Origin of the sequence: Pseudomonas sp. TH07 (genome assembly GCF_016651285.1) — a bacterium.
Lineage (GTDB): Bacteria > Pseudomonadota > Gammaproteobacteria > Pseudomonadales > Pseudomonadaceae > Aquipseudomonas.
On record NZ_JAEKED010000001.1, the window covers coordinates 4,286,623 to 4,311,280 of the forward strand.

24 protein-coding genes are annotated in these 24,658 nt (G+C 62.9%); 8 read left to right on the forward strand and 16 right to left on the reverse strand.

The genetic code is table 11. From position 1 onward, the window contains the following. The first annotated feature begins 2 nt into the window (after nucleotides 1-2). Together pncB and nadE are read left to right on the forward strand one after the other, a co-directional pair. Nucleotides 3-1,220 (forward strand): nicotinate phosphoribosyltransferase, encoded by a 1,218-nt coding sequence (pncB, locus tag JFU57_RS20045; protein ID WP_020298819.1) that lies wholly within the window; start codon nucleotides 3-5, stop codon nucleotides 1,218-1,220. 12 nt (nucleotides 1,221-1,232) lie between these two features. Then, nucleotides 1,233-2,069, forward strand: a complete 837-nt coding sequence (nadE, locus tag JFU57_RS20050) for an ammonia-dependent NAD(+) synthetase (protein WP_201130537.1) — start codon at nucleotides 1,233-1,235, stop codon at nucleotides 2,067-2,069. 111 nt (nucleotides 2,070-2,180) lie between these two features. On the opposite strand, the gene JFU57_RS20055 is transcribed toward nadE, so the two are convergent. The 9 genes from JFU57_RS20055 to JFU57_RS20095 all read right to left on the reverse strand — a co-directional run bounded on the left by JFU57_RS20055 (nucleotide 2,181) and on the right by JFU57_RS20095 (nucleotide 8,930). Next, nucleotides 2,181-2,474 (reverse strand): hypothetical protein, encoded by a 294-nt coding sequence (locus tag JFU57_RS20055; RefSeq protein WP_201130538.1) that lies wholly within the window; start codon nucleotides 2,472-2,474, stop codon nucleotides 2,181-2,183. Between the two features lie 29 nt (nucleotides 2,475-2,503). Beyond that, entirely contained in the window at nucleotides 2,504-2,968 is a 465-nt protein-coding gene (locus JFU57_RS20060) for a hypothetical protein (protein ID WP_078472547.1), read from the reverse strand. Continuing rightward, entirely contained in the window at nucleotides 2,965-3,351 is a 387-nt protein-coding gene (locus JFU57_RS20065) for a GFA family protein (RefSeq protein ID WP_201130539.1), read from the reverse strand. Before JFU57_RS20065 ends, JFU57_RS20060 begins: the two co-directional genes overlap by 4 nt. Then, nucleotides 3,348-4,331, reverse strand: coding sequence for a DUF2628 domain-containing protein (locus JFU57_RS20070; protein WP_342032570.1), 984 nt, complete (start codon nucleotides 4,329-4,331; stop codon nucleotides 3,348-3,350). The genes JFU57_RS20065 and JFU57_RS20070 overlap by 4 nt, the downstream gene beginning before the upstream one ends. Before the next feature lie 8 nt (nucleotides 4,332-4,339). Next, nucleotides 4,340-5,344 (reverse strand): DUF2628 domain-containing protein, encoded by a 1,005-nt coding sequence (locus JFU57_RS20075; protein WP_201130541.1) that lies wholly within the window; start codon nucleotides 5,342-5,344, stop codon nucleotides 4,340-4,342. A 180-nt stretch (nucleotides 5,345-5,524) separates the two neighbouring features. Then, complete coding sequence (locus tag JFU57_RS20080) at nucleotides 5,525-6,835, reverse strand: NAD(P)/FAD-dependent oxidoreductase (RefSeq protein ID WP_201130542.1); 1,311 nt, start codon at nucleotides 6,833-6,835, stop codon at nucleotides 5,525-5,527. A gap of 145 nt (nucleotides 6,836-6,980) precedes the next feature. Next, nucleotides 6,981-7,163 carry a hypothetical protein gene (locus JFU57_RS20085; RefSeq protein ID WP_078472542.1) on the reverse strand — a complete coding sequence of 61 codons (183 nt, stop codon included), beginning with the start codon at nucleotides 7,161-7,163 and terminating at the stop codon, nucleotides 6,981-6,983. A 130-nt stretch (nucleotides 7,164-7,293) separates the two neighbouring features. Continuing rightward, entirely contained in the window at nucleotides 7,294-7,953 is a 660-nt protein-coding gene (locus JFU57_RS20090; RefSeq protein WP_201130543.1) for a methyltransferase family protein, read from the reverse strand. A gap of 77 nt (nucleotides 7,954-8,030) precedes the next feature. After that, complete coding sequence (locus JFU57_RS20095) at nucleotides 8,031-8,930, reverse strand: LysR family transcriptional regulator (protein ID WP_201130544.1); 900 nt, start codon at nucleotides 8,928-8,930, stop codon at nucleotides 8,031-8,033. Between the two features lie 162 nt (nucleotides 8,931-9,092). On the opposite strand from JFU57_RS20095, the gene JFU57_RS20100 reads away from it, so the two are divergent. Beyond that, nucleotides 9,093-9,737: a hydrolase gene (locus JFU57_RS20100; RefSeq protein WP_020298808.1), complete on the forward strand. Its 645-nt coding sequence runs from the start codon at nucleotides 9,093-9,095 to the stop codon at nucleotides 9,735-9,737. A 71-nt stretch (nucleotides 9,738-9,808) separates the two neighbouring features. Further along, nucleotides 9,809-10,387, forward strand: a complete 579-nt coding sequence (locus tag JFU57_RS20105) for an antibiotic biosynthesis monooxygenase (protein WP_201130545.1) — start codon at nucleotides 9,809-9,811, stop codon at nucleotides 10,385-10,387. A 72-nt stretch (nucleotides 10,388-10,459) separates the two neighbouring features. On the opposite strand, the gene alr is transcribed toward JFU57_RS20105, so the two are convergent. Both alr and JFU57_RS20115 read right to left on the reverse strand, forming a co-directional pair. Beyond that, nucleotides 10,460-11,698 carry an alanine racemase gene (gene alr, locus JFU57_RS20110; protein WP_201130546.1) on the reverse strand — a complete coding sequence of 413 codons (1,239 nt, stop codon included), beginning with the start codon at nucleotides 11,696-11,698 and terminating at the stop codon, nucleotides 10,460-10,462. A gap of 283 nt (nucleotides 11,699-11,981) precedes the next feature. Beyond that, nucleotides 11,982-12,311, reverse strand: a complete 330-nt coding sequence (locus JFU57_RS20115; protein WP_020298805.1) for a hypothetical protein — start codon at nucleotides 12,309-12,311, stop codon at nucleotides 11,982-11,984. A gap of 570 nt (nucleotides 12,312-12,881) precedes the next feature. On the opposite strand from JFU57_RS20115, the gene JFU57_RS20120 reads away from it, so the two are divergent. Continuing rightward, complete coding sequence (locus JFU57_RS20120; protein WP_201130547.1) at nucleotides 12,882-15,242, forward strand: DNA polymerase II; 2,361 nt, start codon at nucleotides 12,882-12,884, stop codon at nucleotides 15,240-15,242. 3 nt (nucleotides 15,243-15,245) lie between these two features. On the opposite strand, the gene JFU57_RS20125 is transcribed toward JFU57_RS20120, so the two are convergent. The 3 genes from JFU57_RS20125 to JFU57_RS20135 all read right to left on the reverse strand — a co-directional run bounded on the left by JFU57_RS20125 (nucleotide 15,246) and on the right by JFU57_RS20135 (nucleotide 16,734). Next, nucleotides 15,246-15,575: a DHCW motif cupin fold protein gene (locus JFU57_RS20125; protein WP_201130548.1), complete on the reverse strand. Its 330-nt coding sequence runs from the start codon at nucleotides 15,573-15,575 to the stop codon at nucleotides 15,246-15,248. Between the two features lie 37 nt (nucleotides 15,576-15,612). Then, entirely contained in the window at nucleotides 15,613-15,909 is a 297-nt protein-coding gene (locus JFU57_RS20130; RefSeq protein ID WP_201130549.1) for a hypothetical protein, read from the reverse strand. An 87-nt stretch (nucleotides 15,910-15,996) separates the two neighbouring features. After that, nucleotides 15,997-16,734 carry a glycine-rich domain-containing protein gene (locus JFU57_RS20135; protein ID WP_201130550.1) on the reverse strand — a complete coding sequence of 246 codons (738 nt, stop codon included), beginning with the start codon at nucleotides 16,732-16,734 and terminating at the stop codon, nucleotides 15,997-15,999. A gap of 185 nt (nucleotides 16,735-16,919) precedes the next feature. On the opposite strand from JFU57_RS20135, the gene JFU57_RS20140 reads away from it, so the two are divergent. From JFU57_RS20140 to JFU57_RS20150, 3 genes are all read left to right on the forward strand, one after another. Next, complete coding sequence (locus tag JFU57_RS20140; RefSeq protein WP_342032571.1) at nucleotides 16,920-17,444, forward strand: sigma-70 family RNA polymerase sigma factor; 525 nt, start codon at nucleotides 16,920-16,922, stop codon at nucleotides 17,442-17,444. After that, nucleotides 17,441-18,418 carry a FecR family protein gene (locus JFU57_RS20145; RefSeq protein ID WP_342032572.1) on the forward strand — a complete coding sequence of 326 codons (978 nt, stop codon included), beginning with the start codon at nucleotides 17,441-17,443 and terminating at the stop codon, nucleotides 18,416-18,418. The genes JFU57_RS20140 and JFU57_RS20145 overlap by 4 nt, the downstream gene beginning before the upstream one ends. Before the next feature lie 107 nt (nucleotides 18,419-18,525). Further along, nucleotides 18,526-20,988: a TonB-dependent siderophore receptor gene (locus tag JFU57_RS20150; RefSeq protein ID WP_242489767.1), complete on the forward strand. Its 2,463-nt coding sequence runs from the start codon at nucleotides 18,526-18,528 to the stop codon at nucleotides 20,986-20,988. 60 nt (nucleotides 20,989-21,048) lie between these two features. Here JFU57_RS20150 and JFU57_RS20155 read toward each other — a convergent pair whose 3' ends face one another. Together JFU57_RS20155 and JFU57_RS20160 are read right to left on the reverse strand one after the other, a co-directional pair. Beyond that, on the reverse strand, nucleotides 21,049-22,671 hold the full coding sequence (locus tag JFU57_RS20155) for an MFS transporter (RefSeq protein ID WP_201130552.1): 1,623 nt from the start codon (nucleotides 22,669-22,671) through the stop codon (nucleotides 21,049-21,051). 166 nt (nucleotides 22,672-22,837) lie between these two features. Continuing rightward, nucleotides 22,838-24,475: a GMC family oxidoreductase gene (locus JFU57_RS20160; RefSeq protein WP_201130553.1), complete on the reverse strand. Its 1,638-nt coding sequence runs from the start codon at nucleotides 24,473-24,475 to the stop codon at nucleotides 22,838-22,840. Nucleotides 24,476-24,658 lie beyond the last annotated feature (183 nt).

The following is a 24,658-nucleotide window of genomic DNA, read 5'->3' on the forward strand; positions in this document are numbered from 1 at the left end:
CCATGGAAAGTGCATTCGATCGCAGCAACGGCGTCATCCAGAGCCTGCTGGACACTGATTACTACACCTTCACCATGATGCAGGCAGTGTTGCACCAGCACCCCAATGTCGAAGTCGAGTACCTGTTTATCGTGCGCTCCAAGGAGCGGCTCGGGCACTTGATCCCGGAGATCCGCGAAGAGCTGGAAAAGCTCGCTGGCCTGCAGATGCGCGAAGGTGAGCAACGCTTTCTGTTCAACAAGCGCTTTCGCGAGTACCTGACGCCGGACTTCGAACAGTTCCTCGGTCTGTTTCGCTTCAACCTGCGCTACATCCATGTCTCGGAGGTCGACGGCCAGCTGAATATCCGGGTTCGCGGGCCGATGCTGCACTGCATCATGTTCGAGCAGCCGGTGTTGGCGATGGTCAGCGAGTTGCGCAACCGGGACAAATACCCGGATGTGGAGCTGGCCGATGTCACCCGCAAGCTGTACCAGAAATTCGAATGGCTGGAAAAAAACGCCAGCCGCGAAGAACTCGCCGAGTTGCGGGTTTCGGATTTCTCGACCCGTCGGCGCCTGTCGTTCCGGGCTCAGCGCGAAGTGGTCAATGTGATGCGCAGCGACTTCCCCGGGGTGTTCGTCGGCACCAGCAATGCGCACCTGGCCTATGAATTCGACCTGCCGTTGATTGGCACCATGGCTCACCAATGGCTGATGGTGCACCAGCAACTGGGCCGCCTGCGGGAGAGCCAGAATGCGGCGCTGGAGAACTGGGTGCATGAGTACCGCGGCCGCTTGGGGATTGCCTTGACCGACTGCATCAGCACCGACTTTTTCCTCAAGGATTTCGACCTGTACTTTGCCAAGCTGTACGACGGTTTGCGCCAGGATTCGGGAGACCCCATCGTCTGGGCCGACAAAGTGCTGGGGCGCTATGCAGAGCTGGGTATCGACGCCAGGACCAAGGACCTGATGTTCTCCGACGGCCTGAACTTCGAGAAATGCCTGCCGATCCTGCGTCACGTGCGGGGCAAGGCCCGGTTCGGTTTTGGCATGGGCACCAGCCTGGCCTGCGACGTCGATGGCGTCGAGCCGCTGAGCATCGTGATGAAGCTGGTGAGGGTACACGGCGAGCCGGTGGTGAAGTTCTCCGATGACCCGATCAAGAACGTCTGTGAGGACGTGTCGTTCCTGCGCTATGCGGCGCAGGTGTTCAACGTCGATCTGAATAATCAGTAACGGGAGCTGGATATGAGCACGCAATTGCAAGACAGGATTGCCCTGGAGCTGGGCATTGATCGGCAACTGGTGGCGGGCGGCGAGCAGGGGGAAATCAGCCGGCGAGTGGAGTTTATCAAGTCGGTGTTGCGCGGCTCCGGCTGCAAGGCGCTGGTGCTGGGCATCAGCGGCGGGGTGGACTCGCTGACCGCCGGGCGCCTGTGCCAACTGGCGGTGGAGCAGCTGCGTGGGGAGGGCGCCGAGGCTCGGTTTATCGCGGTGCGCCTGCCGTACAAGACCCAGGCCGATGAGCGCGATGCCCAGGCATCCCTGGACTTTATCCAGCCGGACCTGATCACCACCAGCAACATTGCGGCCTGTGTCGATGGGCTGATGGCGAGCATTCAAATCGAGGGCTTGCGGCCCAGTGCCGAGCTGACGGATTTCGCCAAGGGCAACGTCAAGGCCCGGGCACGGATGCTGGCGCAGTACGCCATCGCCAACTTCAGCCAGGGCCTGGTGGTGGGGACTGACCATGGGGCGGAGGCGTTGATGGGGTTCTTCACCAAGTTCGGGGACGGTGCCTGTGACCTGGCGCCGCTGTCCGGCCTGACCAAGACCCAGGTGCGGTTGCTGGCCGATGCACTCGGCGCGCCTACGCAACTGGTGCGCAAGGCGCCGACCGCCGACCTCGAGGAACTGGCCCCCGGCAAACTCGATGAGCAGGCCTACGGCTGCACTTACGAGGAGATCGATGCCTACCTGATGGGACGCCCGGTGACCGAACCAAGCCGCACCCTCATCGAAACCGCCTACCGCAACACCGCCCACAAACGCGAACTGCCACGCACGCCGAACAGCAGTTTGTAGCGGCTGCCGAAGGCTCGGGCCGCGTTCGGACGCTGGGTCTCACCAACACCGCCTCATGTACCTGACACCCCACGGCGTCCTCGAGGGCCAGTGCCGAGCGGCTACGCAACGCTAAAGGGTGTCGGGTTTTTGGGCGGCGAGGTCGGTGCGGATCTGCTCGGCCAGTTGGCGGCAGTCGCGGGTGCCCAGGAGGCGGTCGATGCCTTCGATTCTTTCCAGCGCCTGTTCGATATCAAAGGCCCGGCCCTCGAGTACATCCAGTGCGTTGTTGTGCAGGGCATACGCCAGGTTGGCGGCGAGGCTGACCCCCAGGTCGCCGTCGGTGCAGGCGCCGAACTTGTGCGACAGCTGCAGGCGCATGTGGTACAGCGCCAGGGCGAAGAGGCGTTCTTGGGGTGTGCTCATGTCAGGCTCCGGCGGTCAAAAGGTGTGTTTCAGTCCGGCCATTTGCGCAGGGCGGCGCGGCAGTCGTCGGTCAGGGCGGGCAGGTGTTCGGCCAGCTCCGGCCAGCCCATCTGCTCGAGCGCTTCGCTGGCCATTTCGCGCAACGGCGCCCATTGCGGGTCTTCGAAGCCATTGCTCTCGAGGGTGCCGTAGGCGGCCGGGCTCAAGGCTTCGCAGGCGCTCAATAACCTGCGCAGCAGCAGGCACAACTGCGGTTGCAGGTGCGCGGGAAAGCGTTGCACAAAGGTGTCGAGGTATTCGAGGAAGTGCGACCACAGGTTGCATTCGGCGCAACAGCCGATGTCTTGCTGCTGGGCGTTGGCATCGCTGCTCAAAAACACCAGGGTCGGCGCCAGTTCACCCACCAGAATGATTTTTCGCCACTCGTCCTGGCCGTACCAGGTCCAGATCAGCGAGGCGATTTTTTCTGCGGATTCCAGGCCGGTTTCGCTCATGGCCTGTCCCCGACATGCCACCAGGTAGGGCGCTCATCGCTGTAGGAGTGAGCCGTTGGCATCAGCGCCGGGTGCTGGTTGTCATCGAAACAGCCCAGCAGCAGGGCGATGGTCGGCGCATCGTCGATCGCACCCAGGGAACTGCCGCAGCTCGCGCAGAAAGCCCGGCTCGAGTAGTCCGATGACCTGAAGGTGGAGGGCGCGCCGCCCGGGCCGGTCCAGCTTACCCGCTCACGGGGGAACTCGACCCAGGATGCGGTCAGCGAACCGGTGTGCCGTTGGCAGTATTTGCAGGAGCAGGTGTGCGGGTTCTCGGCAGGCCCCCGGGCCTGGAATCGGATGCGCCCACACAGGCAACCGCCGTGGTAAGTCGATGCGCTCATTGCGAATTTCCTTCGGGGTTGTGGACGGGCGCGTGCCACTGGGCTTCTTCGATCTTGCGTTTATAGGCGACCTTGGCCTCATCCGGATTGCAGGAGACGATGCTGTCGACTTCGACGAACCCCTTGCGCCGCACCTGCATTTTTCGGCACAGGTTGCCACACGCGCCAAAGATGACGGCGATGCTGAGCATGCCGAGGGCAAACCAGTGGCTGTCAGGGTCAGCTATCACCGCGAACAGGGCCACCCCCAGCACCATCAGGGCAATGCAGGCGAGGCCGTAGAGACCGACGAAAAACAACCAGAACACGCCAAACAGGCACGCCGCGAAGTTGATGCCGTCGCCAATCGCTTCCAGTTGGCCCTGGGGGTTTTGATAGACACGGTGGAGGCGCTTGTATTGAGCCTCGAGCATGCTGTTGAGGCGTTTTTCACGCGCGGCGACCAGCCCTTTCTCCTTGGCTGAAAGATCGCTGTCGTCGGTGATTTCCTGGAAGGTTTCCCGCAATAGGTAGTAGCCGGTGTCGTACCAGCTCCGGCCGGTGATAAACACCGCATCGACCCGATAGCGGCGGTTGAGTTTCAACTGCTCGTCGCCATGGAAGAAACTCGCGGCCGAGGTCTCCATATGCAGGTGGTGGGGGCCGAAGTTGTATTTGAAAATGGGCCTGCCGCCTAGACGTGCGAGCTGCCAGTCAAAATAACCCTCCAGTTGTTGCACCTCGAGGCCGCTGACATCAGGCGCTGGCCGCTCCTGGGCTTTGGCCCGCTTGACCAGGTACCAGGCGCCGGCCAGGGCGCAGAGAAATACGATGAGGATGACCTTGGCAAACAGTGGCCCGTCCATCAGCGATAAAAGGATCAGGCAGGGGATCAGGACGATGGTCGATACCACCCCGACTTCCCCCACATCAGTGTAATTGTTGCGCAGCAATTGCTTGTTGATGCGCTCGATGGTTGCCGCGTCCAGGGTTCGGGTCACGGGGCTGCTCATTGAGTGCAAGCCTCGGGCTTTTGTGGGCTCCCTTCGGGAGTGAGGTCGGTCACGTGCCACTGGGCTTCTTCGATCTTGCGTTTATAGGCGACCTTGGCCTGATCCGGGTTGCAGGACAGCACGCTGTCGACCTCGACAAAGCCTTTGTCTCGGGCCTGTTTTTCTCGCCACAGGTTGCCACACGCGCCAAAGACTGCAGCGATGATAAACAGGCAGAGGGTTAGCCAGTGGTAGTTGTCGTCAGCCCACGCGGCGAACAGGGCCAGGCCCAGTGCCGCGAGGGCTATCCAGGTGGCTCTGTCGACGCGTGCGGAGAACGACCACAACACGCCGAGAAAAAACGCCGCGAAGTTGAAACCTTCGCCTATGGCTTCCAATTCGCCCTGAGGGTTTTGGTAGATACGGTAGAGGCGCTTGTATTGGGCTTCGAGTTGTTGGTTGATGCGCGTTTCACGCTCGGCGACCTGTGCTTTCTGTTCGGCTGAAAGGTCGCTGTCGTCGGTGATTTCCTGAAAGGTTTCCCGCAGCAGGTAGTAGCCGCTTTCGTAAGCGACCGGTTCAGTGAGATACAGCGCATCAACCCGGTAGCGGCGGTTGAGTTTCAACTGGTCATCGCCGCTGAAAAAACTCCCGGGCAAGGTCAGCAAGTGCAGGGTGTAGTTGCCGAAGCTGTACTTGTAATCGAGGCCCGTGCTGGTACGGACCCTCTGGCGGTCAAAGTAACCCTCCAGTTGTTGCACCTCGATGCCGCTGACATCACTGGCTGGCCGCTGTTGATTGTTCGTGCGCTTGACCAGGCACCAGGCGACGGCCAGGAAACAGATAAAACCACCCAGGATTACCTTGGCAAACAGCGGTCCGTCGAGCAGGTAAATACCGAACAGGCAGGGGGGCAGGTAAAAGATCAAGTTGAACCAGGCGCCCAGCGCGTCACCCCTTCTGGTCCGCATCAGGTGCTGATTGATGCGCTCGATGGTTGCCTGGTCCAGGGTTCGGGTCACGGGGGAGCTCGCTTGGCACCGGCCAGTGGCGGGTGCAGGTTGAAGGGTGCGCCTGAACCTCCCGTCAGTGGGGGCGATCCATGCCTTTGACGGGGCGCAGCCTACTGAAAAACAGGGCGAGTCATCAAGCAGCGTCTGCGATCCCGGCTTGATGACTCCGGCCCTGGGTGCAGCGCGCCGTCAGCGCAGGCGTTCGAGCATCTGGTAGTACCACATGCCGGCGGCCAGCATCGGGTTGCCCAACTGGTCGCCGAAGGGCACGCGGATGTGGCGGCAGGCGGCGAAGGTGTCGTAGTGCTCCAATTGCCCGGTGATCGCCTGGGCCATGATCTCGCCCATGATGTGGCTGGTGGCGATGCCGTGCCCGGAGTAGCCCTGGCAGTACCAGACGTTGTCCGAGAGCTTGCCCAGTTGCGGGATGCGGTTGATCACGATGCCCATGGCGCAGCTCCACTGGAAATCGATGCCCACGCCCTTGAGCGCCGGGAAGGTGCGTTCGATGCAGGGTCGCAGTTCGCCGGCGATGTCCCGCGAATCCTTGCCGCTGTAGTTGGCGCCGCCGCCGAACAGCAGGCGCCCGTCGGCGGTCATGCGGTAGTAGTCGAGGACGAAGCGGCAATCGTACACCGCCAGGTCCTCGGGGTTCAGGCGTTGCGCCAGGTCGCCCAGGGGCTCGGTGGTGACGATGCCGCCCATGGCGGGGAAGATCTTGCCCTTGAGCTGGCCCGGCTCCAGTTTGTGGTAGACGTCGCCGGCCAGCAGCACCTGCTTGGCGTCGATCCGACCCTGTGCGGTAATCACTGCCGGCTGGGCACCGTGGATGATTTCCAGCACCGGGCTGTGTTCGAAAATCAGCGCCCCCAGGCTGTGGGCTGCGCGCGCCTCGCCCAGGCACAGGTTCAGCGGGTGCAGGTGCATGTTGCGGGTGTTCTTCAATGCGCCGTGGTACAGCTCGCTGCCAAGCAGGCTGCGCACTTGCTCGCGGTCCAGCAGGCTGACCTGGTCACCCAGGCCGCGGCGTACGGCTTCCTCGTGATCGGCCCGCAGCTCGGGCAGGTGGCTGGGCTTGTAGGCAGCGTGCAGGTGACCGTGCTTGAGGTCGCAGGCGATGGCGTATTTGTCCACCCGCTGCTGGATGATCTGGTGCCCGCGCCAGCGCAGGTGCCAGATGAAATCGTCGACCTCGGTACCGAGTTTGGCGCGCATCTGTTTGCGCATCGCCTGGTCGCCCGAAAGGCTGCCGGTGACCTGGCCGCCGTTGCGTCCGCTGGCGCCCCAGCCGATCCGGTGGCTTTCGACGATGGCGACCTTCAGGCCTTTTTCCGCAAGCTCCACGGCGCTGGCGACTCCGGTGAAACCGCCGCCGATGATCACGACATCCACCGCGACCTGGCCTTGCAGGGTGGGGTAGGCGGTGGGGTCATTCAGGGTGGCGCTGTAGTAGGACGGGCAACGCTGGCTGGCGGCCAGTGGGTTCTGGATAGCAGTCATGGGTGATCCTCGGCAATACAGGGAATCGACCGCTGCCCAGGGCAACCGGCCGCCGAATCAGGCCTGAGGCGCTATCCGCGACAATCGGCGTCGACCGTGACCAATGGGTAACGGGAGCTGCCAGACAGGAGGCGCGGGAGGGCGATCAGGCGTGTTGCGGATGATCCGGAGGGCGCGAGGAATGACGCAGGCGGGAACGGCACAGGGCCATGGGCAGGTTGACCAGCAGGCGACTCTTGATGCCAAGCCCGACGCCCACGCTGCGACCACTGGGCTGGGCCAGTTGCACGAAGGTTTGCGGTGCGTCTCGCAGGGGGCAGGGCTGCATCAGCCGGGGCGTCTCGTGGTCGGTTCAGGTCGGGGAATGCTGAACACAGGCACACCGTTTTACCGGGGCCGGGCCGTGCTGCCAAGGGGGAGAGGGTGAAATATCCGGCTTGCCGGTGCGCCGGGTGCGTTCAATAGACCCACGGAATCAGGCGCCAGGTGTGGGCGCAATAAGCGTTGTAGCGCTTGCCGAAGGTCTGGCGCAGCAGTGCCTCTTCGGCATGGATACGGGCCACCAGAGGCACCAGCATCAGCGCGGTCAGCAGCAGGCCGAGGCTGGAGCGAAACGCCAAGGCCCAGCCGATGGAGTTGATCAGCAGCCCGAGGTAACTGGGGTTGCGCAGGGTGGCGTAGAGACCGGTGGTCACCAACTGGTGCCCGGGCTGGATCGCCACCAGGCCGCTGAAACGCTTGCCCAGCACAAACACCGGCCACAGCCGCAGAACGCCACCGACGACGAACAGCACCACGCCCACCCAGCGCACATCGCCCTCATTGAATGTCCACAGGTGCAGCCGGTCACTGTAGGCGGGAACGAACGCCTGCAGCAGGCCGATCACGGCAAAGGCGGGCAGCACCCAGCGGTTGCCGGTGTCTTCGCGTTCGCCGGAGCTGAGGTTGCCCTCGCTGAAAAACGTCGCGCCGGTCATCGCCAGGGTGGCCAGCACCAACACCCACAACGCCGGGTGGGCGAAGAATGCAGCAAACCCGCCCCTGCCAATGATCGCCAACCCCAGGTAAAGCAGGGTGCCGAGCACAGTGAAAACAGCCAGCCTGGGGGAGATTTTCATCACGGCGCTCCTGTTTCGCGAGGGCTACTTGTTCAGTGTAGGAGGCCGTTCGCTGCCGATCGGAATTTCATCGCCGGTCAGGGCACCGGCTGTTTTTCCGCGAGCTGCTCCACCAGGAAATCAATAAAGGCCCGGGTCTTTTGCGGCACCCGGCGCGCCGAAGGGTAGACCGCGTTGATGGTGATCGGCGGTGCCTGCCATTCGCACAGCACGGGCACCAGGCGTCCGTCGGCCAGGGCGTCCTCGACGATAAAGTTGGGCAACAGCGCAATACCCATCCCGGCCTCGGCGGCCTGGGCGAGCAGGTCGCCGTTATTGGCGTGCAGCGGGCCGGTCACGGTCACGCGCTGGGTGTCCTTGCCGTTGCTCAGTTGCAGGCTGACTCCGCTTTGCAGGTAGCCATAGTTCAGGCACTGGTGCTGGCTGAGGTCGCGGGGCACCTGGGGGACGCCGGCGCGGGCCAGGTAGGCCGGCGCGGCGACCATGATCCTCGGCGCCGGCGCCAGCAGTCGGGCAACCATCGAAGAGTCCGGCAGGCTGGCGATGCGGATGGTCACATCGAAGCCGCCGCGTACCGGGTCCACCTGTTGGTCGCTGAGCACCAGTTGCAGTTCGATGTTCGGGTGCAATTGATGGAACAGCGGCACCAGGCGCCCGAGCCGGCGCAAGCCAAAGGACATTGGCGCGTTGACCCGCAGCACGCCGCGCAATTCGCCGATGCCGTCGCGGGCACGCTGCTCGGCTTCATCCAGCGAGGCCAGGACTTCGCGTGCCGCGTCGTAGTACTCGGCGCCGGCTTCAGTCAGGTGCAGGCTGCGGGTGGTGCGCTGCAACAACTGCACGCCGATGGCGTCTTCCAGCGCCTGGATCTGCTTGCTGACTTTCGAGCGCGGCACGTCCATCGCCCGGGCGGCAGCGGCAAAGCCGTTTTCACCGACGGTGACGACAAAGGCGCGCATGCATTCGATGCGGTCCATGATTGTCCCTTATTTAGAATCAATGATTCTCGATTTTGTGGGATTGTCCCTTTTTTGTCGAGCGCCTAAATTAGCCACCAAGCCGGCAGCAAACAGTCTTCCACGAAGCACGCCGCGGCTCACTCATCGAACCGAACACACCGACATCAAAAGGAACGCGCCATGTCCATTCGTGAATTGCTCAACCCGTCCAACTCCACCCTGATCCTGATCGACCACCAGCCGCAGATGTCCTTCGGCGTGCAATCGATCGATCGCCAGACCCTGAAGAACAACACCGTGGCCCTGGCCAAGGCGGCGAAGATCTTCAACGTGCCGACCATCCTGACCTCGGTGGAAACCCAGAGCTTCAGCGGCTACATCTGGCCGGAACTGCTGGCGGTGTTCCCGGACCAGCAGCCCATCGAGCGCACCTCGATGAACTCCTGGGAAGACAAGGCGCTGGTCGAGGCGGTGAAAGCCACCGGGCGCAAGAAGCTGATCATGGCCGCGCTGTGGACCGAGGTCTGCCTGAACTTCCCGGCCCTGGAAGCCCTGGCCGAAGGCTATGAGGTGTACATCGTCACCGACGCTTCCGGCGGTACCACCAAGGAAGCCCACGACATGTCGGTGCAGCGCATGATTCAGGCCGGCGCGGTGCCGGTGACCTGGCAGCAAGTGTTGCTCGAATACCAGCGTGACTGGGCGCACAAGGAAACCTACGACGCGGTCATGGGCCTGGTGCTGGAACACAGCGGCGCCTACGGCATGGGCGTGGACTACGCCTACACCATGGTCCACGGCGCGCCGCAGCGTCAGGTCAAGTAAGGCCAGGCAGAGATGGGCGCCCGGGTGGTGCCCAAACGCGTGTGCAGTGTCACCTACCGCTGGAGTCTTTCATGGATATCGAACTTGCCGATGGCGTGGTCACGCTGCTGGTGCGGCACCGGATCAAGCAGGGCCGCGACCAGGAGTACGAAACCTGGTTGCGCCAGATCATCGCCAAGGCCCGCACCTACCCGGGCCACCTGGGCATTGATGTGGTGCGCGGACACCACGCCGGGCTGGCGCTGTTCACCAGTGTGCTGCGCTTTGCCAGCACCGGGCAGTTGCAGCAATGGCTGGATTCCGACGATCGCCGCGACCTGGTGCAGCAGGCCCGGCCGTTGCTGGCCGATGGCGACCAGACCGAGATCAACGCCGAACGCGAGTTCTGGTTCACTCCGCCTGAATCCGGTGCACCGACTCCGCCACCGCGCTGGAAGCAGGCCTGTGTCACCTTCCTGGTGATCCTGCCGCTGACCTTCCTTGTGCCGCTGCTGTGGAAACCGCTGTTCGCCTGGTGGCCGTGGCTGGGTGGTTATGTCCAGGCCAATGTGCTGATCACCCTGAGCATCGTGCTGTTGGTGGTGTATGTGTTCATGCCCCGCGTGACCCGCTTATTCAGCCAATGGCTGCAAGCGCGGCCCGTGGGCTGATCGTGCCCCAGCACGCCCTCGCAGCCCCTGCGGGTCAAGGTACTGTGCAGGGGGCGCGAGGGTGCACTTTGCCTAGCGTCCTTTCAGCACTTTCGGGTTGGAGTTGCCCCAGACCGTGTACAGGTCGGCCAGCAGGGCGCCGTTGATGGTCTCCAATTCGCCCTGGGTGATTTCCTCATCACCCTGCTTGCCATACAGCACCACTTCGTCCCCGGGCCGGACGCCCTTGATGGCACTGACATCGACCATCAGGGTATTCATGGTGACCTTGCCGATTACCGGCGCGCGTTGGCCATGGATCAGCACCGAGGCCTTGTTGGAAAAACCTCGGCGGTAGCCGTCCGAATAACCGACCGGGATGTTGGCGATCTGCGAGTCCTTGCTCAGGGTGTAGGTCCGGTCGTAGCTGATGGTGCTGCCGGCCGGGTAGGGGTTGACCGCCGCCACCCGCGACTTGAACTGCATGACCCGCTGGAACTCCTGGTGGCCACCCACCGGGTAGCCGTACAGCGCGGCACCCGGGCGCACCATGTCGAGCCAGCCTTCGGGCACTTCAAGGGTGGTGAAGGTATTGGCGCAATGCAGGGTCAGGCGGTTGCGGTCCAGTTGGGCGTGCTCGATCAACCAGGCCGACTGCTCCTTGAACAGCGCCAGGCCATGCAGCACGTCCTCTCGTTCCTCGACCGGGAAGTGGGTCATGATCCCCACCACCTGAAGCCGGTCCAGCCGGGTCATGGCCACGGCCTGGCGCTTACCCTCGACCGTGTTCATTTCCAGGCCGTTGCGGCTCATGCCGGCCGAGTTCAGGGCCAGGTGCACCGACAGCTTTGTCCCGTGCCGATTGGCCAGGGCGTTCATCTGCCTCGCCACCTCCAGGTTGCCCACCAGTTCTTCGAGGTTGTAGCTCAGGGCGCCTTCCATCTCTTCCAGGGTGGCGCTGCGCAGGCGCATCAGGCGCCCGGTAAAACCCTGGGCCCGCGCGACCCTGGCTTCTTCGTTGCTGGCGATACCGATGCAGGACACCCCCATGCGGATCGCCGAGGGAATCAATAACCCGATGCCGGTGCCATAGGCGTCGGCTTTCATCACCGCGCACAGCTGGCTGCGGCCGGCGAGACGCTGCTGGAGTTTGGCAATGTTGCCTTCGAAGGCGGCCTGGTCGATTTCCAGCCAGCTATTGGCCGGGGTCTCATGGGTGGCGGAGGGCGCGAGCTGTGGGCTGGGGTCCAACAGTGGGGCGGCGTTCAAGGTGCCGCACGCGGTGGCCAGGGTCATGGCGAGGGCCAGGGTATTGAGGGAAAAACGTTGCATGGCGAGCTTTCCATTCTGTGGGGAAATGAGCCCTATGCGTTGGCAGGCAAGGTCGTGACCAAGTCCATCAGGCACCGAGCGAACAGCCCGGGAATTTTTCAGCAAAGCCGAGGTGGGTTTATGTGGTGTTGGGCGGTGGAGGCAGCGGATAACGCTGTTGATGGCGGGGTGACGACTGCAACTTCGATACGTGCTTAAAAACAATCAAGCCATTAAAAAAGGGGCCACTCATTTGCCGAGTGGCCCCTTGTCATATCAGCCTGGAAAGGCTCGATAGTTGTACTTAACAGAAACGATCGATAACCCGAACTTCCGACTTGTTCTGCAGCGATTGCCATTCAGTCTTCAGGGTTTCAAGTACCTGCCCGATGAAGTCTTTGTCTGCTGCAGCTTTCTTGCCGACATAACCCTGGCCGCGACGGTACATCTTCAGGCGGGCCGCCAGGTCCTGTTGGTGCTGGTCGAACTCTTGTTCATGGGTGTGGGGCGACAGGCAGTCGATATGCACCTGACCTGACTTGGCTATCCACAGAATATGGCTGTCCAGGCTGTCCTTCTGCTTAGCAAAGAGGTGAGCCAGTTCATCAATAGTGGGTTGGTTGTTCAGATTCATTTTATAAGCCCCTTGACCATTTATCGATCTATCTAGTTGAGTCGCTAATTCATGTTGCTACGTCGGTAAGTTGAACCCTGATACCGGAAACAGGGCGACAGAGGGTGTCTGTCGGATACAGATAAGGCCCAGAGCCTGATGCGTGTAGTTGCCTTGATTAACTGCTACGCAATAGCGTCACAACGAGGAGAAGCAGCGCAAACCTGGATGAAGCTGCCGATATTTCCGCCATCGGCCACAAGCATCTTGAAGAGTTCTCGCTAGCGTCTCGTCCTTGTACTGGACGTTCATGCCAGGTCAGTTTCATCAATCTGCCTTGTGGGCAGTACACATCCGGGTCACAGCTCGGCGGTCAGACGAGCTTGCTCATAACACCTTTGCCGCGTCTCCCGATCGGGGAGACGTCTGCATCATGCAAGGGCAAATTCCCCTCGTCAACGGTTTTGTAGTGAAAATTTTAGGGCACTACATGTTGTCCGACAAAGCTGGAATGCCATCACCGGCGCGGGCTATCGCAGGCGATGACAGGTAGAATCGCGCCCTTGAAAACGTCTTCTCGAGGTTGCAGCGGTGGATTTACAGCAGGGCTTCGTCCTGACCCGGCACTGGCGTGACACGCCGGCAGGCACGCAAGTCGAATTCTGGTTGGCGACCGACAACGGTCCCCGACAGATCCGCCTGCCCGTGCAGAATTCCGTGGCGTTCATTGCCGCGCAGCAGCGTGTGCAGGCCCAGCGCCTGCTGGTCGATGACCCCGATGTCGAGTTGCGCCCCCTGGAGCTGTGCGACTTCCAGCACCGTCCGGTGCTCGGCCTGTATTGCCCGCAGCACAATCAGTTGATTCGTCTCGACAAGACCCTGCGGCGTGCCGGTGTCGATGTGTTCGAGGCCGATATCCGTCCGCCGGAGCGCTACCTGATGGAGCGTTTCATTACAGCGCCGGTATGGTTCGGCGGCCAGGCGGACGCCAATGGCCTGTTGCTCGAGGCGCAGATGAAACCCGCCCCGCAATACCGGCCGACGCTGAAACTGGTGTCCCTGGACATCGAGACCAGCGAGCAGGGCGAGCTGTATTCCATCGCCCTCGAAGGCTGTGGCCAGCGCCAGGTGTACATGCTCGGGCGTGCCACGGACAGCGACAGCGCTGTGGACTTCGACCTTGAGTTTTGCGACAACCGCGTGCAATTGCTCGAGCGGCTCAACCAGTGGCTGGCCCGGCACGACCCGGACGCGATCATTGGCTGGAACCTGGTGCAGTTCGACCTGCGGGTGCTGCACGAACATGCCCGGCGCCTGGCGGTGCCGCTGCGCCTGGGGCGTGGGGGCGAGGAGATGCAATGGCGCGAGCACGGCACCCGCACCCATTACTTCGCTTCGGCGGCGGGGCGCCTGATCATCGATGGGATCGAGGCCCTGCGCTCGGCCACCTGGAGTTTTCCGTCCTTCAGCCTGGAGAACGTGGCCCAGACTCTGCTGGGTGAGGGCAAGGCGATTTCCACGCCCTACCAGCGCATGGATGAAATCAACCGCATGTTCGCCGAGGACAAACCGGCCCTGGCCCGCTACAACCTCAAGGACTGCGAGTTGGTGACGCGGATTTTCGCCAAGACCGAGCTGCTGACTTTTCTCCTAGAGCGCGCCACCGTCACCGGTTTGCCCGCCGACCGCAATGGCGGCTCGGTCGCCGCCTTTACCCACCTGTACATGCCGCTGATGCACCGCCAGGGATTTGTTGCGCCGAACCTGGGTGAGCGCCCGCCGGAGGCCAGCCCCGGCGGCTTTGTCATGGACTCGCGGCCGGGGCTTTACGAGTCGGTGCTGGTGCTGGACTACAAGAGCCTGTACCCATCGATCATCCGCAGTTTCCTGATCGACCCGGTGGGCCTGGTGGACGGCTTGCGCCACCCCGGGGACAACGAGTCGGTGCCGGGATTTCGCGGCGCGCGGTTCTCCCGTTCAAGGCATTGCCTGCCGGCCATCGTCACCCGGGTTTCCGAAGGCCGCGAGCAGGCCAAGCGCGAGCACAACCAGCCGTTGTCCCAGGCGCTGAAAATCATCATGAACGCCTTCTACGGCGTGCTCGGCTCCAGTGGTTGCCGGTTTTTCGATCCGCGGCTGGCGTCTTCGATCACCTTGCGCGGCCACGAAATCATGCGCCGCACCCGGGAACTGATCGAGGCCCAGGGCCACACCGTGATCTACGGCGACACCGACTCGACCTTCGTCTGGCTCGGTCATGCCCATGCCGAGGAGGACGCGACGCGCATCGGCCGCGGCCTGGTGCAGCAGGTCAACCAGTGGTGGTGCGATCACCTGCGTGAGGAGTACGGGCTGGAGAGTGCCCTGGAGTTGCAGTTCGAAACCCACTTCAGTCGCTTTCTGATGCCGACCATCCGTGGGGCCGAGGAGGGCAGCAAGAAGCGCTACGCCGGCCTGGTGCTGCACGCCGACGGTCGCGAGGAGATGGTGTACAAGGGCCTGGAAACCGTGCGCACCGATTGGTCGCCCCTGGCTCAGGAGTTCCAGAAGGAGCTCTACCAGCGGATCTTCCACCGCCAGCCGTACCAGGATTATGTGCGCGACTATGTGCGGCGTACCCTGGCCGGCGAGCTGGATCAGCAGTTGGTCTATCGCAAGCGCCTGCGCCGCCGGCTCGACGACTACGAACGCAACGTCCCGCCCCATGTGCGGGCCGCGCGCCTGGCGGATGAATACAACGACCTGCACGGCCGTCCACGGCAGTACCAGAATGGCGGTTCGATCAGCTACGTGATCACCCTGGCCGGCCCCGAGCCCCTGGAGAATCGCCAGGCCGCCATCGATTACGACCACTACGTGACCCGGCAATTGCAGCCGGTGGCGGATGCGATCCTGCCCTTTGTGCAGGATGATTTCAGCACCCTGATCGGCGGGCAGTTGGGGTTGTTCTAGGCCTCAGTCGACCACGAACAGCCTGGCGCCGACCGCGGTGAACGAACGATGGGGTTCGGCGTTGTCGGCCACCTGGTAGCTCATGCCCGGGCTGAGTACAAACTGCCGGCCGTCCTCCAGTTCAGTGTGCAACTCGCCCTCCAGGCAAAACAGGATATGGCCCTTGGAGCACCAGTGATCGGCAAGGTAACCCGCGCTGTACTCGATCATGCGCACCCGGATCGCACCAAACTGCCGGGTGCGCCAGTAGGCGCAGCCGGTCTCGCCGCGGTGCTCGGTGGGCTCGATATGGGACCAGTCGGTGGTGCCAAAAGGGATGCCAGCAATATCCATCGATCACTCATCTGTTCAGGTGTGGAGGGGAAAGGGGTCAGTCATCGACCGAGGTGCAGATGCCATTGGCGCCGTGCTTGCCGGTGTAGCTCACGATCACCGAGTCATCGTCGGAGAGGCTGATGGAAATCGTCACGTCCGCCGCCTTGGCTTCAAAAAAACGCTCGTTGACGGTACGGGTCTTGGCTTCCTTGCCATTGATCAACACCGGCCCGCCCTGGTCGGCGCTGACCGCCAGATTGCCCGGGCAGTCGACGTTGAATGCGGGAACGCCTTCGGCATGGGCACCACCGGCTACAAGCAACAGGGTGACGAGGGAAAGGATTTTTTTCATCGCAAGACTCCTTGGGCGCAGATGGATTCTCAAAGCGTAGCGCGTGCCACGTCGGGTGTTCGTTCATCAAACTGCAGCGGCCATTGCTCAATCACCGCCGCCGCCCCCGCAACCGCCCCCTCCGCAACCACCGCTGTCGCCTCCGCCATCACTGCTGCCGGAGTCACCATCGAATCGGGAGTCGTCACTGCCGAAGCTGGAGCCGGAATCGCTGTCGCTGCTGACGCTGTACAGCTCGCTGCCGCAATGGACAATCGTGGTCTGGGCGCCGCTCTCGGTCACGCGCTGCAGCGACTGGCAATCGACCACGTAGTGAAAGCCGTTGGCGATTTTCAGCTTGGCATCGAGGGCGAACAACAACGGCAGGCGCGTGGCCTTGCTCGGGTTGATGTTCTCGTCGTGGCAGGCGAACCACCAACAGCGGCGCAAACCGATGTCACTTTTTTTCTCGGCGCCCTGGCCCAGTACCGCCGCCGGCGTGTGATGCAGGAATTGGCCGAAGGCCTTGTCGCAGAATTCCTGGTAGTCCCGGGTGTGGAGGATGAACTCATGCCACAGATCGTCGACCACCTGGGACGGCATCGACACATAGCGCTGGCCGCTCTTGAGGTAGGCCATGAAGAACTGGCGCAAGCCCTGGGCCACCAGCTGGCAGTGCTTGAGGTCCAGGTGCGGGTGCTGCGCGCGCAGCGGTTCGAACAACCTGGGCGGCAAGGTGAAACTGCGGATATAGGCTTCGCGGCGCAGCGCAGTCAGGGCTTTCTGGCGCCGCCAAAGCATCGCCAGCAGCACCAGTCCAAGGACAGCAGGGAGAATAAACGGCATGCAGGCGATCCATCAGCCAAAAAAGTGCGCTGACAGTGGCGCAACTGGCGGGATTGTTCAAGAGGTCGAGCCCTGTGCATGGGCAGCATCGGTACACACATGCCTTGAGTCCGCAGCGGCGAGTGCCTATGATTGCGATCAATTCTTATCCGCATTTTCGCGCTTGCCATGAGCTGAGGGTTCCAGTGCCGCCATCTTCCCCCGGCCCGCTTAGGTTGCATCAGGACATCGGCCGTCTTTACCACGATCATCACGGCTGGCTGTTCGCCTGGCTGCGCCGCCGTTTGCGCGACACCGACAACGCCGCGGACATGGCCCAGGACACTTTTCTCTACGTGCTCGGTAAACCCGACCGGGTCGCGGAACTGCGTCAGCCCAGAGCCTGGCTCAGCAGTATTGCCCAGGGCTTGATGGTTGATCGATTCCGGCGGCAGAAGATCGAGCGCGCCTACCTCACTGCCATCGCCTTGCTCCCCGAGCCCGAGCATCCGTCGCCTGAAGAGCGCCTGATCCTGCTGGAAACCCTGACCCAGATCGACGCGTTGCTCGACGGCCTCAGCCCCAAAGTGCGTACCGCCTTCCTGCTCTCGCGCCTTGAGGGCCTGGGGTATCGGGAGATCGCCGAGCGCCTGGGGGTGAGTCAAAGTTCGGTGGAGAAATACATGGCCACTGCGATCCGACATTGCTATCTGGCTCGGGGCCTGATGTGAGCGGATTGCCACGGGACGATATTCCCGAAGCGGTGCTCGACCAGGCGATCCAATGGCTGGTGCGCCTGCAATCCGGTGCGGCCGACCCGGCCATGCACGCCGCTTGCGAACAGTGGCGGCGTGCGCAACCCACTCACGAAAATGCCTGGCAAGCCTTGCAAGTCAACGAGCAGCGCTTTCGGGTAGCCGCGCAACTGACTGCTGGGCTGGCGCGCGACACCCTGGCCAACGCGGCGGCGAGCCACAGCCGCCGCCAGGCCCTGAAGTTGCTGGGGCTGGGGATCTGCGCCAGCGGGCTGGGGGCTGTGGCGATCCAGCAGACCTGGCGCGGGGCCAGCGCCGACTACGTCACCCGTACCGGCGAGCGCCAGCGTTTTAAACTGGTCGACGGCACGCTGCTGCAACTCAATACCCATAGCCGCGCCGACGCTGAGTTCAGTGCCGAGCGGCGTCTGATTACCCTGCGTGAAGGCGAGATATTCATCCGGACCGGCGCCGACACCGACGGGCTCCAGGGGCGTCGGCCGTTCTACGTTCAGACTGCAGAGGCGCGTCTGGAGGCGATCGGTACCGCGTTCAACGTGCGCCAGGAGCCCGGATGTACGCGCTTGAGCGTGGAGGAGGGCACAGTGGCGGTGCATCTGGCCAGTGGCCGGGGGCCGCTGATCACGGCTGGCAACGAGTGCCTGATCCGTGCGGGCAGGGTCGAGCAGGTCCAGGGCAGCGTGTTGCAGGCCAGTGCCTGGACTCGAGGTGCGGTGGTGGCGCGGCAGATGCGCCTGCAGCAGTTGGTCGAGGAGTTGGGGCGCTATCGCACGGGGTGGTTGCTGTGTGATGGGACGGTGGCCGATTTGCGCATTTCCGGGGTGTTCCAGCTTGAGGACATCGACCGCGCCCTGGCTGGGTTGAGCCAGTCGCTGCCGGTGCGTATCGAGCGCCGGACCCGCTATTGGGTGCGCATTGTTGCGGCTTGAGCGGACGCGACAGAGGCAGACAGGAATAATTATCAAAAAGACTTACGGCTTTTTTCCGCTCCTTCGACAAACAGGAATAACACCTGCCAATCGTAAGGAGCGCTGCATTGAAGTCCCGTTCTGTAACCCCGATTAAAACCCGCCGCAGTCACCTGGCAATCGCCCTGCGCGTGGCTCTGTTCACCCCGGGCGCCGTGTTGCTGGCGGCCCCGTTCTGTGTCCAGGCGGCTGATGCGGTGCAGGCCCGCCCCTATGACGTTCCAGCCGGCAGCCTTGAAGACAGCTTGAGCCGGTTTGCCGAGCAGGCGGCCATCAGTTTGTCGTTTGATCCGGCGCTGGTCAGAAACAAGCGCACGGCAGCTTTGCAGGGGCAATTTGCCGTCGATTCGGCGCTCCAGCGCCTGTTGAGCGGCAGCGGCCTGATGGCCAGTCTCGGCAGCCAGGGCACCTGGTTCTTGCAGGCGCTGCCGGCCGGGGCCGTGCAACTGGAGGCGACCCAGGTCACCGGCAGTGCCTTGGGGGCGACTACCGAGGGTACCCACTCCTACACCACGGGGCGCTCGGCGACCGCAACCAAACTGCCGTTGTCGCTGCGTGAAACCCCGCAGTCGGTCACCGTGGTCACCCGCCAGCGGATGGATGACCAAGGCATGAAAAACCTCGATGACGTGCTGCAGAACGCTACCGGTATCACCGTGCTCAAGAACGGCGCCGAGCGTTCGATGTACATGGCCCGCGGGCAGTTGGTAGAGACCCTGCAGATCGACGGCATCCCCACCAATATCAGCAACGCTTACTCGATGGATGCGATCGCCAAGCCGACCACCGAGATCTACGATCGGGTCGAGATCGTGCGGGGCGCCACGGGACTGATGGAGGGGGCGGGTAACCCATCGGCGGCAATCAACCTGGTGCGCAAGCGCCCGACTGTCGAACCCCAGGTACTGGTGGAAACCTCGGTCGGTTCCTGGGATGACTACCGCACCCTGCTCGATCTGTCGTCGCCGCTCAACGAGCCGGGCACCCTGCGCGGGCGGACGGTGATCAGTTACAACAACGCCAACAGTTACCTGGACACCGCGCAGAAAGAAAACCAGGTGTTCTACGGCATCGTCGAAGCCGACCTGTCGGATTCGACAATGGCGACGCTGGGTTTCACCTACCAGAAGGATCGCAACTCCGGCTACGACTGGTCCGGCCTGCCGACCCAGGAAAACGGCGCGTTTTACCCCTTGTCCCGCTCCACTTCCCTGACCGGCAAGTGGAACCACCTCGACAAGCGCAACACCACGGTGTTCGGTGATATCCAGCATGACTTCGATAACGACTGGAAGCTGGTGGTGGCCGCCAACCAGACCTGGGCCAAGTCCGACTTCCTCGGCAACTTCACGACCAAGGTCGCCAACACCGACAGCAGCTTTCGCCTGCAACCCCGTCATTTCCGCTACAACGACACCCAGACCAGCGTCGACAGCTACCTGACCGGCCCGTTTCAGTTGTTCGGCAAACAGCACGAACTGATCCTGGGCAGCAATGCGCGGATCGACGACTTCGACTACCACGGCGGCAACGACCTGACCTACAACTACGTCTTTGACGTCAACGACCCGGGTGCCTTCAACCCGCCGGCGCCTACGGCCCTGAGCGTCAATAAATGGAAGTACAACATCACCCAGGAACAGCAGGGGGTATACGCTGCCGGCCGTTTCAGCCTGAGCGATTCCACACGCTTGATCCTCGGCAGCCGGGTCAGCTGGTTCAAGAGCGAAAACCTGACCCAGGTCACCACACGCAACAAGAGCGACTACGCGAAAAACCGTCAGTTCACGCCCTATGCCGGCCTGGTTCAGGAGCTCAACCAACAGTTCTCGGCCTACGCCAGCTACACCGAAATCTTCAAGCCGCAGAACAACCTCGGGGTGGATGGTTCGATCCTCGACCCCATGACCGGCAGCAACTATGAGATCGGCCTCAAGGGTGAATTCCTCGATAAGCGCCTGACCTCGGCGCTGGCGCTGTTCCAGACCGACCAGACCGGCCGCGCCGAAGCGATTGACGGTAATGAAGCGGCAACCCTGTGTCCGGCCTTGCCCAACGGCTGCTACCGTGCTTCGGACAAGGTCCGCAGCCGTGGCCTGGATCTGGAGCTGAACGGAGCCTTGAGCGCTGATTGGAACTTGTCCGCCGGCTACACCTACACCCAGTCCAAGTACATCGGCGGCAGTCAGAAAGGTGAGGACTCTTCGGCCTCATCGCCACGTCACCTGTTCAAGGTCAGCACCGACTACCGCCTGCCGGGAGTGTTGAACAAGGCCCGGGTCGGTGGCAGCTTCTATGCCCAGAGCAGCATGACCTATACCGAGGCCGGCAGGTCCTTCAAGATCCAGCAGGATCCCTACACCCTCACCAACCTGCACGCGGTGTACGAGATCAACCAGAATCTGGAAGTGCAGTACAACCTGGATAACGTCTTCGACAAGAAGTACATCCAGACCACCGGCAACACCAATTACTGGAACTTCTACGGCGAGCCGCGCAACTTCAACCTCGCCCTCAGGGCCAAGTACTAGGCCAAAAAAACGCCGGGCCAGGCCAAGGTTCTCCTGGCCCGGTGCGGCGTCAAAACGGCCTCAGTTATTGTCGATATCGACATCCTTGGTTTCCCGCAGGCAGATCAGCCCTACGACCAGGCTGACCCCGGTGACCAGCACCGGGTACCACAGGCCGTAGAAAATATCGCCGGTGTAGACCACCAGGGCAAAGGACACAGTGGGCAGGAAGCCGCCGAACCAGCCGTTGCCGATGTGATAGGGCAGGGACATGGAGGTGTAGCGGATGCGGGTCGGAAACAGCTCGACCATCAGCGCCGCCAGCGGCCCGTAGCACATGGCCGCGATCAGGATCAGAGCCACGATCAGCACCACCACCATGGTTTTGTTGACGTTCTGTGCGTCAGCCTGTTGCGGGTAGCCGGCCAGGGTCACCGCGCCGCGCAGGGCCGCTTCGTCGAAACCGTCGAGCTTCAACTCACCGACGCTGACCTGGACCGGGCTCCCGGCCGGGGCGGCGACGCTGCTATAGGGCAGGCCCTGCTTGACCAGGAAGGTCTTGACCTTGTCGCACGGGCTGTCGAATTTGGCCTTGCCCACCGGGTCGAACTGGAAGGTGCAGGTGGCCGGATCGGCGATCACGCTGATCGGTGCCTGGCGGCTGGCCTGGTCGATGGCCGGGTTGGCGTAGTGCGCCAGGGATTTGAAGATCGGAAAGTACAGCGCAGTGGCCAGCAGCAGGCCGACCATCAGCACCGGCTTGCGTCCGACCTTGTCCGACAGCCAGCCGAAAAAGATGAAGAACGGCGCGCCGATCACCACGCTGATGATCAACAGCATATTGGCCAGGGCCGGGTCCATCTTGAGGAACTGGGTGAGGAAGAACAGCACGTAGAACTGTGCGGCGTAGAAGGTCACCGCTTGCCCGGCATTGATGCTGAACAGGGCGATCAGCACCACCTTGAGGTTTTCCCATTTGCCGAAGGATTCGCGGATCGGCGCCTTGCTGGCGCGGCCTTGCTCTTTCATTCTGAGGAAGGCCGGCGACTCGTGCAGGCTCATGCGGATCCAGGTGGAAATCCCCAGCAGCACGATCGACAGCAGGAATGGCAGGCGCCAGCCCCAGACTTCGAACTGATCGCCGGTGAAGTAGCGGCAACCCAGCACCACCAGCAGCGACAGCAACAGGCCGAGGGTCGCGGTGGACTGAATCCAGCTGGTGTGAAAGCCGCGCTTGCCGGCTGGCGCGTGCTCGGCGACGTAGGTCGCGGCGCCGCCGTACTCACCGCCCAGCGCCAGGCCCTGGAGCATGCGCAGCAGCACCAGGATGATCGGCGCGGCGATGCCGATGCTCGAATAGGTCGGGAGCAGGCCAACGGCGAAGGTCGCTACCCCCATGAGGATGATGGTGACCAGGAAGGTGTATTTGCGCCCGATCATGTCCCCCAGGCGCCCGAACACCAGCGCGCCGAACGGGCGCACCACGAAGCCGGCGGCAAACGCCATGAGCGCGAAGATAAAGGCCGTAGTGTCGTTGACCCCGGCGAAGAACTGCTTGCTGATGACGGCCGCGAGGGCGCCATACAGGAAAAAGTCGTACCACTCGAATACCGTCCCCAGGGACGAGGCGAAGATGACTTTGCGGCTGCCTTTGCCGGTGGCGGCGGCCAGGGGCGGGTTCAGGGGCTGAGCGTGGTCTGACATACAGGTGTCCCTCACAGTGATTATTTTTGTTGTTCCACTGCCAACGCCAGTATCGGCGCGGTTAGCGCGTCACAGCTTCTTGGTAGGAGCCGGCGTGCCGGCGATTTGTTCCACGGCCCGGGCTCCATGCTTCGGGTCGTGCTCGCCGGCCAGCCGCTGGTACGGGTCAGGCAAGTTGCGGCTGTTGGCTGATGTTCCGGGTGGCCGGGGCCAGCATCAGCTCGGCGGCTTTTTCGGCAATCATCAGGGTGGGTGAACAGGTGTTGCCCGAGGTGATGCGCGGCATGATCGAGGCGTCGGCGACGCGCAGCCCCGGGATGCCATGCACCCGCAGTTCGGCATCCACCACCGCCTGGCGATCCTGGCCCATGCGGCAGGTGCCCACCGGATGGAAGATGGTGGTGCCGATGCGCGCCGCGGCTTCCTGCAGTTGCTCCTGGCTTTGCAGTTCGGCGCCGGGCAGGTATTCGCTGGGTTTGAACGCTTGCAGGGCCGGAGCGGCGACGATGCGTCGGGTCAGGCGGATGGCGTCGGCGGCCACTCGCAGGTCGTGCGGATGGCTCAGGTAATTGGGCTGGATCACGGGGGCCGCGCCGGCGTCCAGGGAGCTGATTGCCACCTGGCCGCGACTCTGCGGGCGCAGGTCGCAGACCGAGGCGGTGAACGCCGGGAAGGCATGCAGCGGTTCGCCGAAGCGCTCCAGGGACAGCGGTTGCACGTGGTATTCGAGGTTGGCCGAGGTCTGTTCCGGCCCGGAGCGGGCAAACGCGCCAAGCTGGCTCGGGGCCATGGACAGCGGGCCACTGCGGTCGTACAGGTAGCGCAGGCCCATGCCCATCTTGCCCCACAGCGTGCCGGCGATCTGGTTCAGGGTGCGGGCGTTTTCCAGTTTGTAGATCAGCCGCAGTTGCAGGTGATCCTGCAGGTTGGCACCGACCCCGGGCAGCTCGTGGGCCACCCCCAGGCCGAGGCGTTGCAGGAGCGGCGCGGGGCCAATGCCCGAGCGCTGGAGAATGCACGGCGAACCGATCGAACCGGCGCAGAGGATGATCTCGCGGCGCGCCTTGAAGTTGTGCAGCCGGCCCTGGCATCGTGCCCGGACGGCCACCGCACGGCCGTTTTCCAGCAGCACCCGTTCCACCTCGATGTCGGTGAGCACGGTGAGGTTGGGGCGCTGGCGAATCGGCTTGAGAAAGGCCTTGGCGGCGTTCCAGCGCACCCCGGCTTTCTGGTTGACCTGGAAGTAGCCGCAGCCCTGATTGTCGCCGCCGTTGAAATCATCGATGCGAGGAATGCCGCTTTGCTCGGCGGCGTCGCGAAAGGCGTCGAGTATCGGCCACGACAGGCGCTGGCGCTCGACCCGCCACTCACCGCTGGCACCGTGCAAGGGCGAGGCCCCGGCGAAGTGGTTTTCGCTCTTCTTGAACAGCGGCAGCACCTCCTGCCAGCTCCAGCCCGGGTTGCCGTCGGCTGCCCAGCCATCGTAGTCACCGGCCTGGCCGCGCATGTAAATCATGCCGTTGATCGATGAACAGCCGCCCAGCACTTTGCCCCGTGGGTAGCTCAGGCTGCGCCCTTGCAGGCCGGGTTCGGCCTCGGTCTTGAAGCACCAGTCGGTGCGCGGGTTGCCGATGCAGAACAGATAGCCGACGGGGATATGGATCCAGGCGTAGTTATCGCGCCCACCGGCTTCCAGCAGCAGGACCCGGTGTTGCGGGTTGGCCGACAGGCGATTGGCCAGCAGGCAGCCGGCAGGGCCGGCACCGACCACGATGTAGTCGTATTGATCAAAGGCAGGCAGCATCCATGACCTCGTGTGGATTCTTGTTGTGGTGAATCGTCCTGATTCGTTGCGTTGCCCTGCAAGGGTAGCTTTCGCTCGGTGGCTGTGTGGTTTAAATCACAGACTTTCTGCTGCCGGTTTTGACCTGGAGGTTGCGCTGAATGGGCCAGCGGCGGCGCTGGGTTGTCGAGGCGCGGGTTGGGG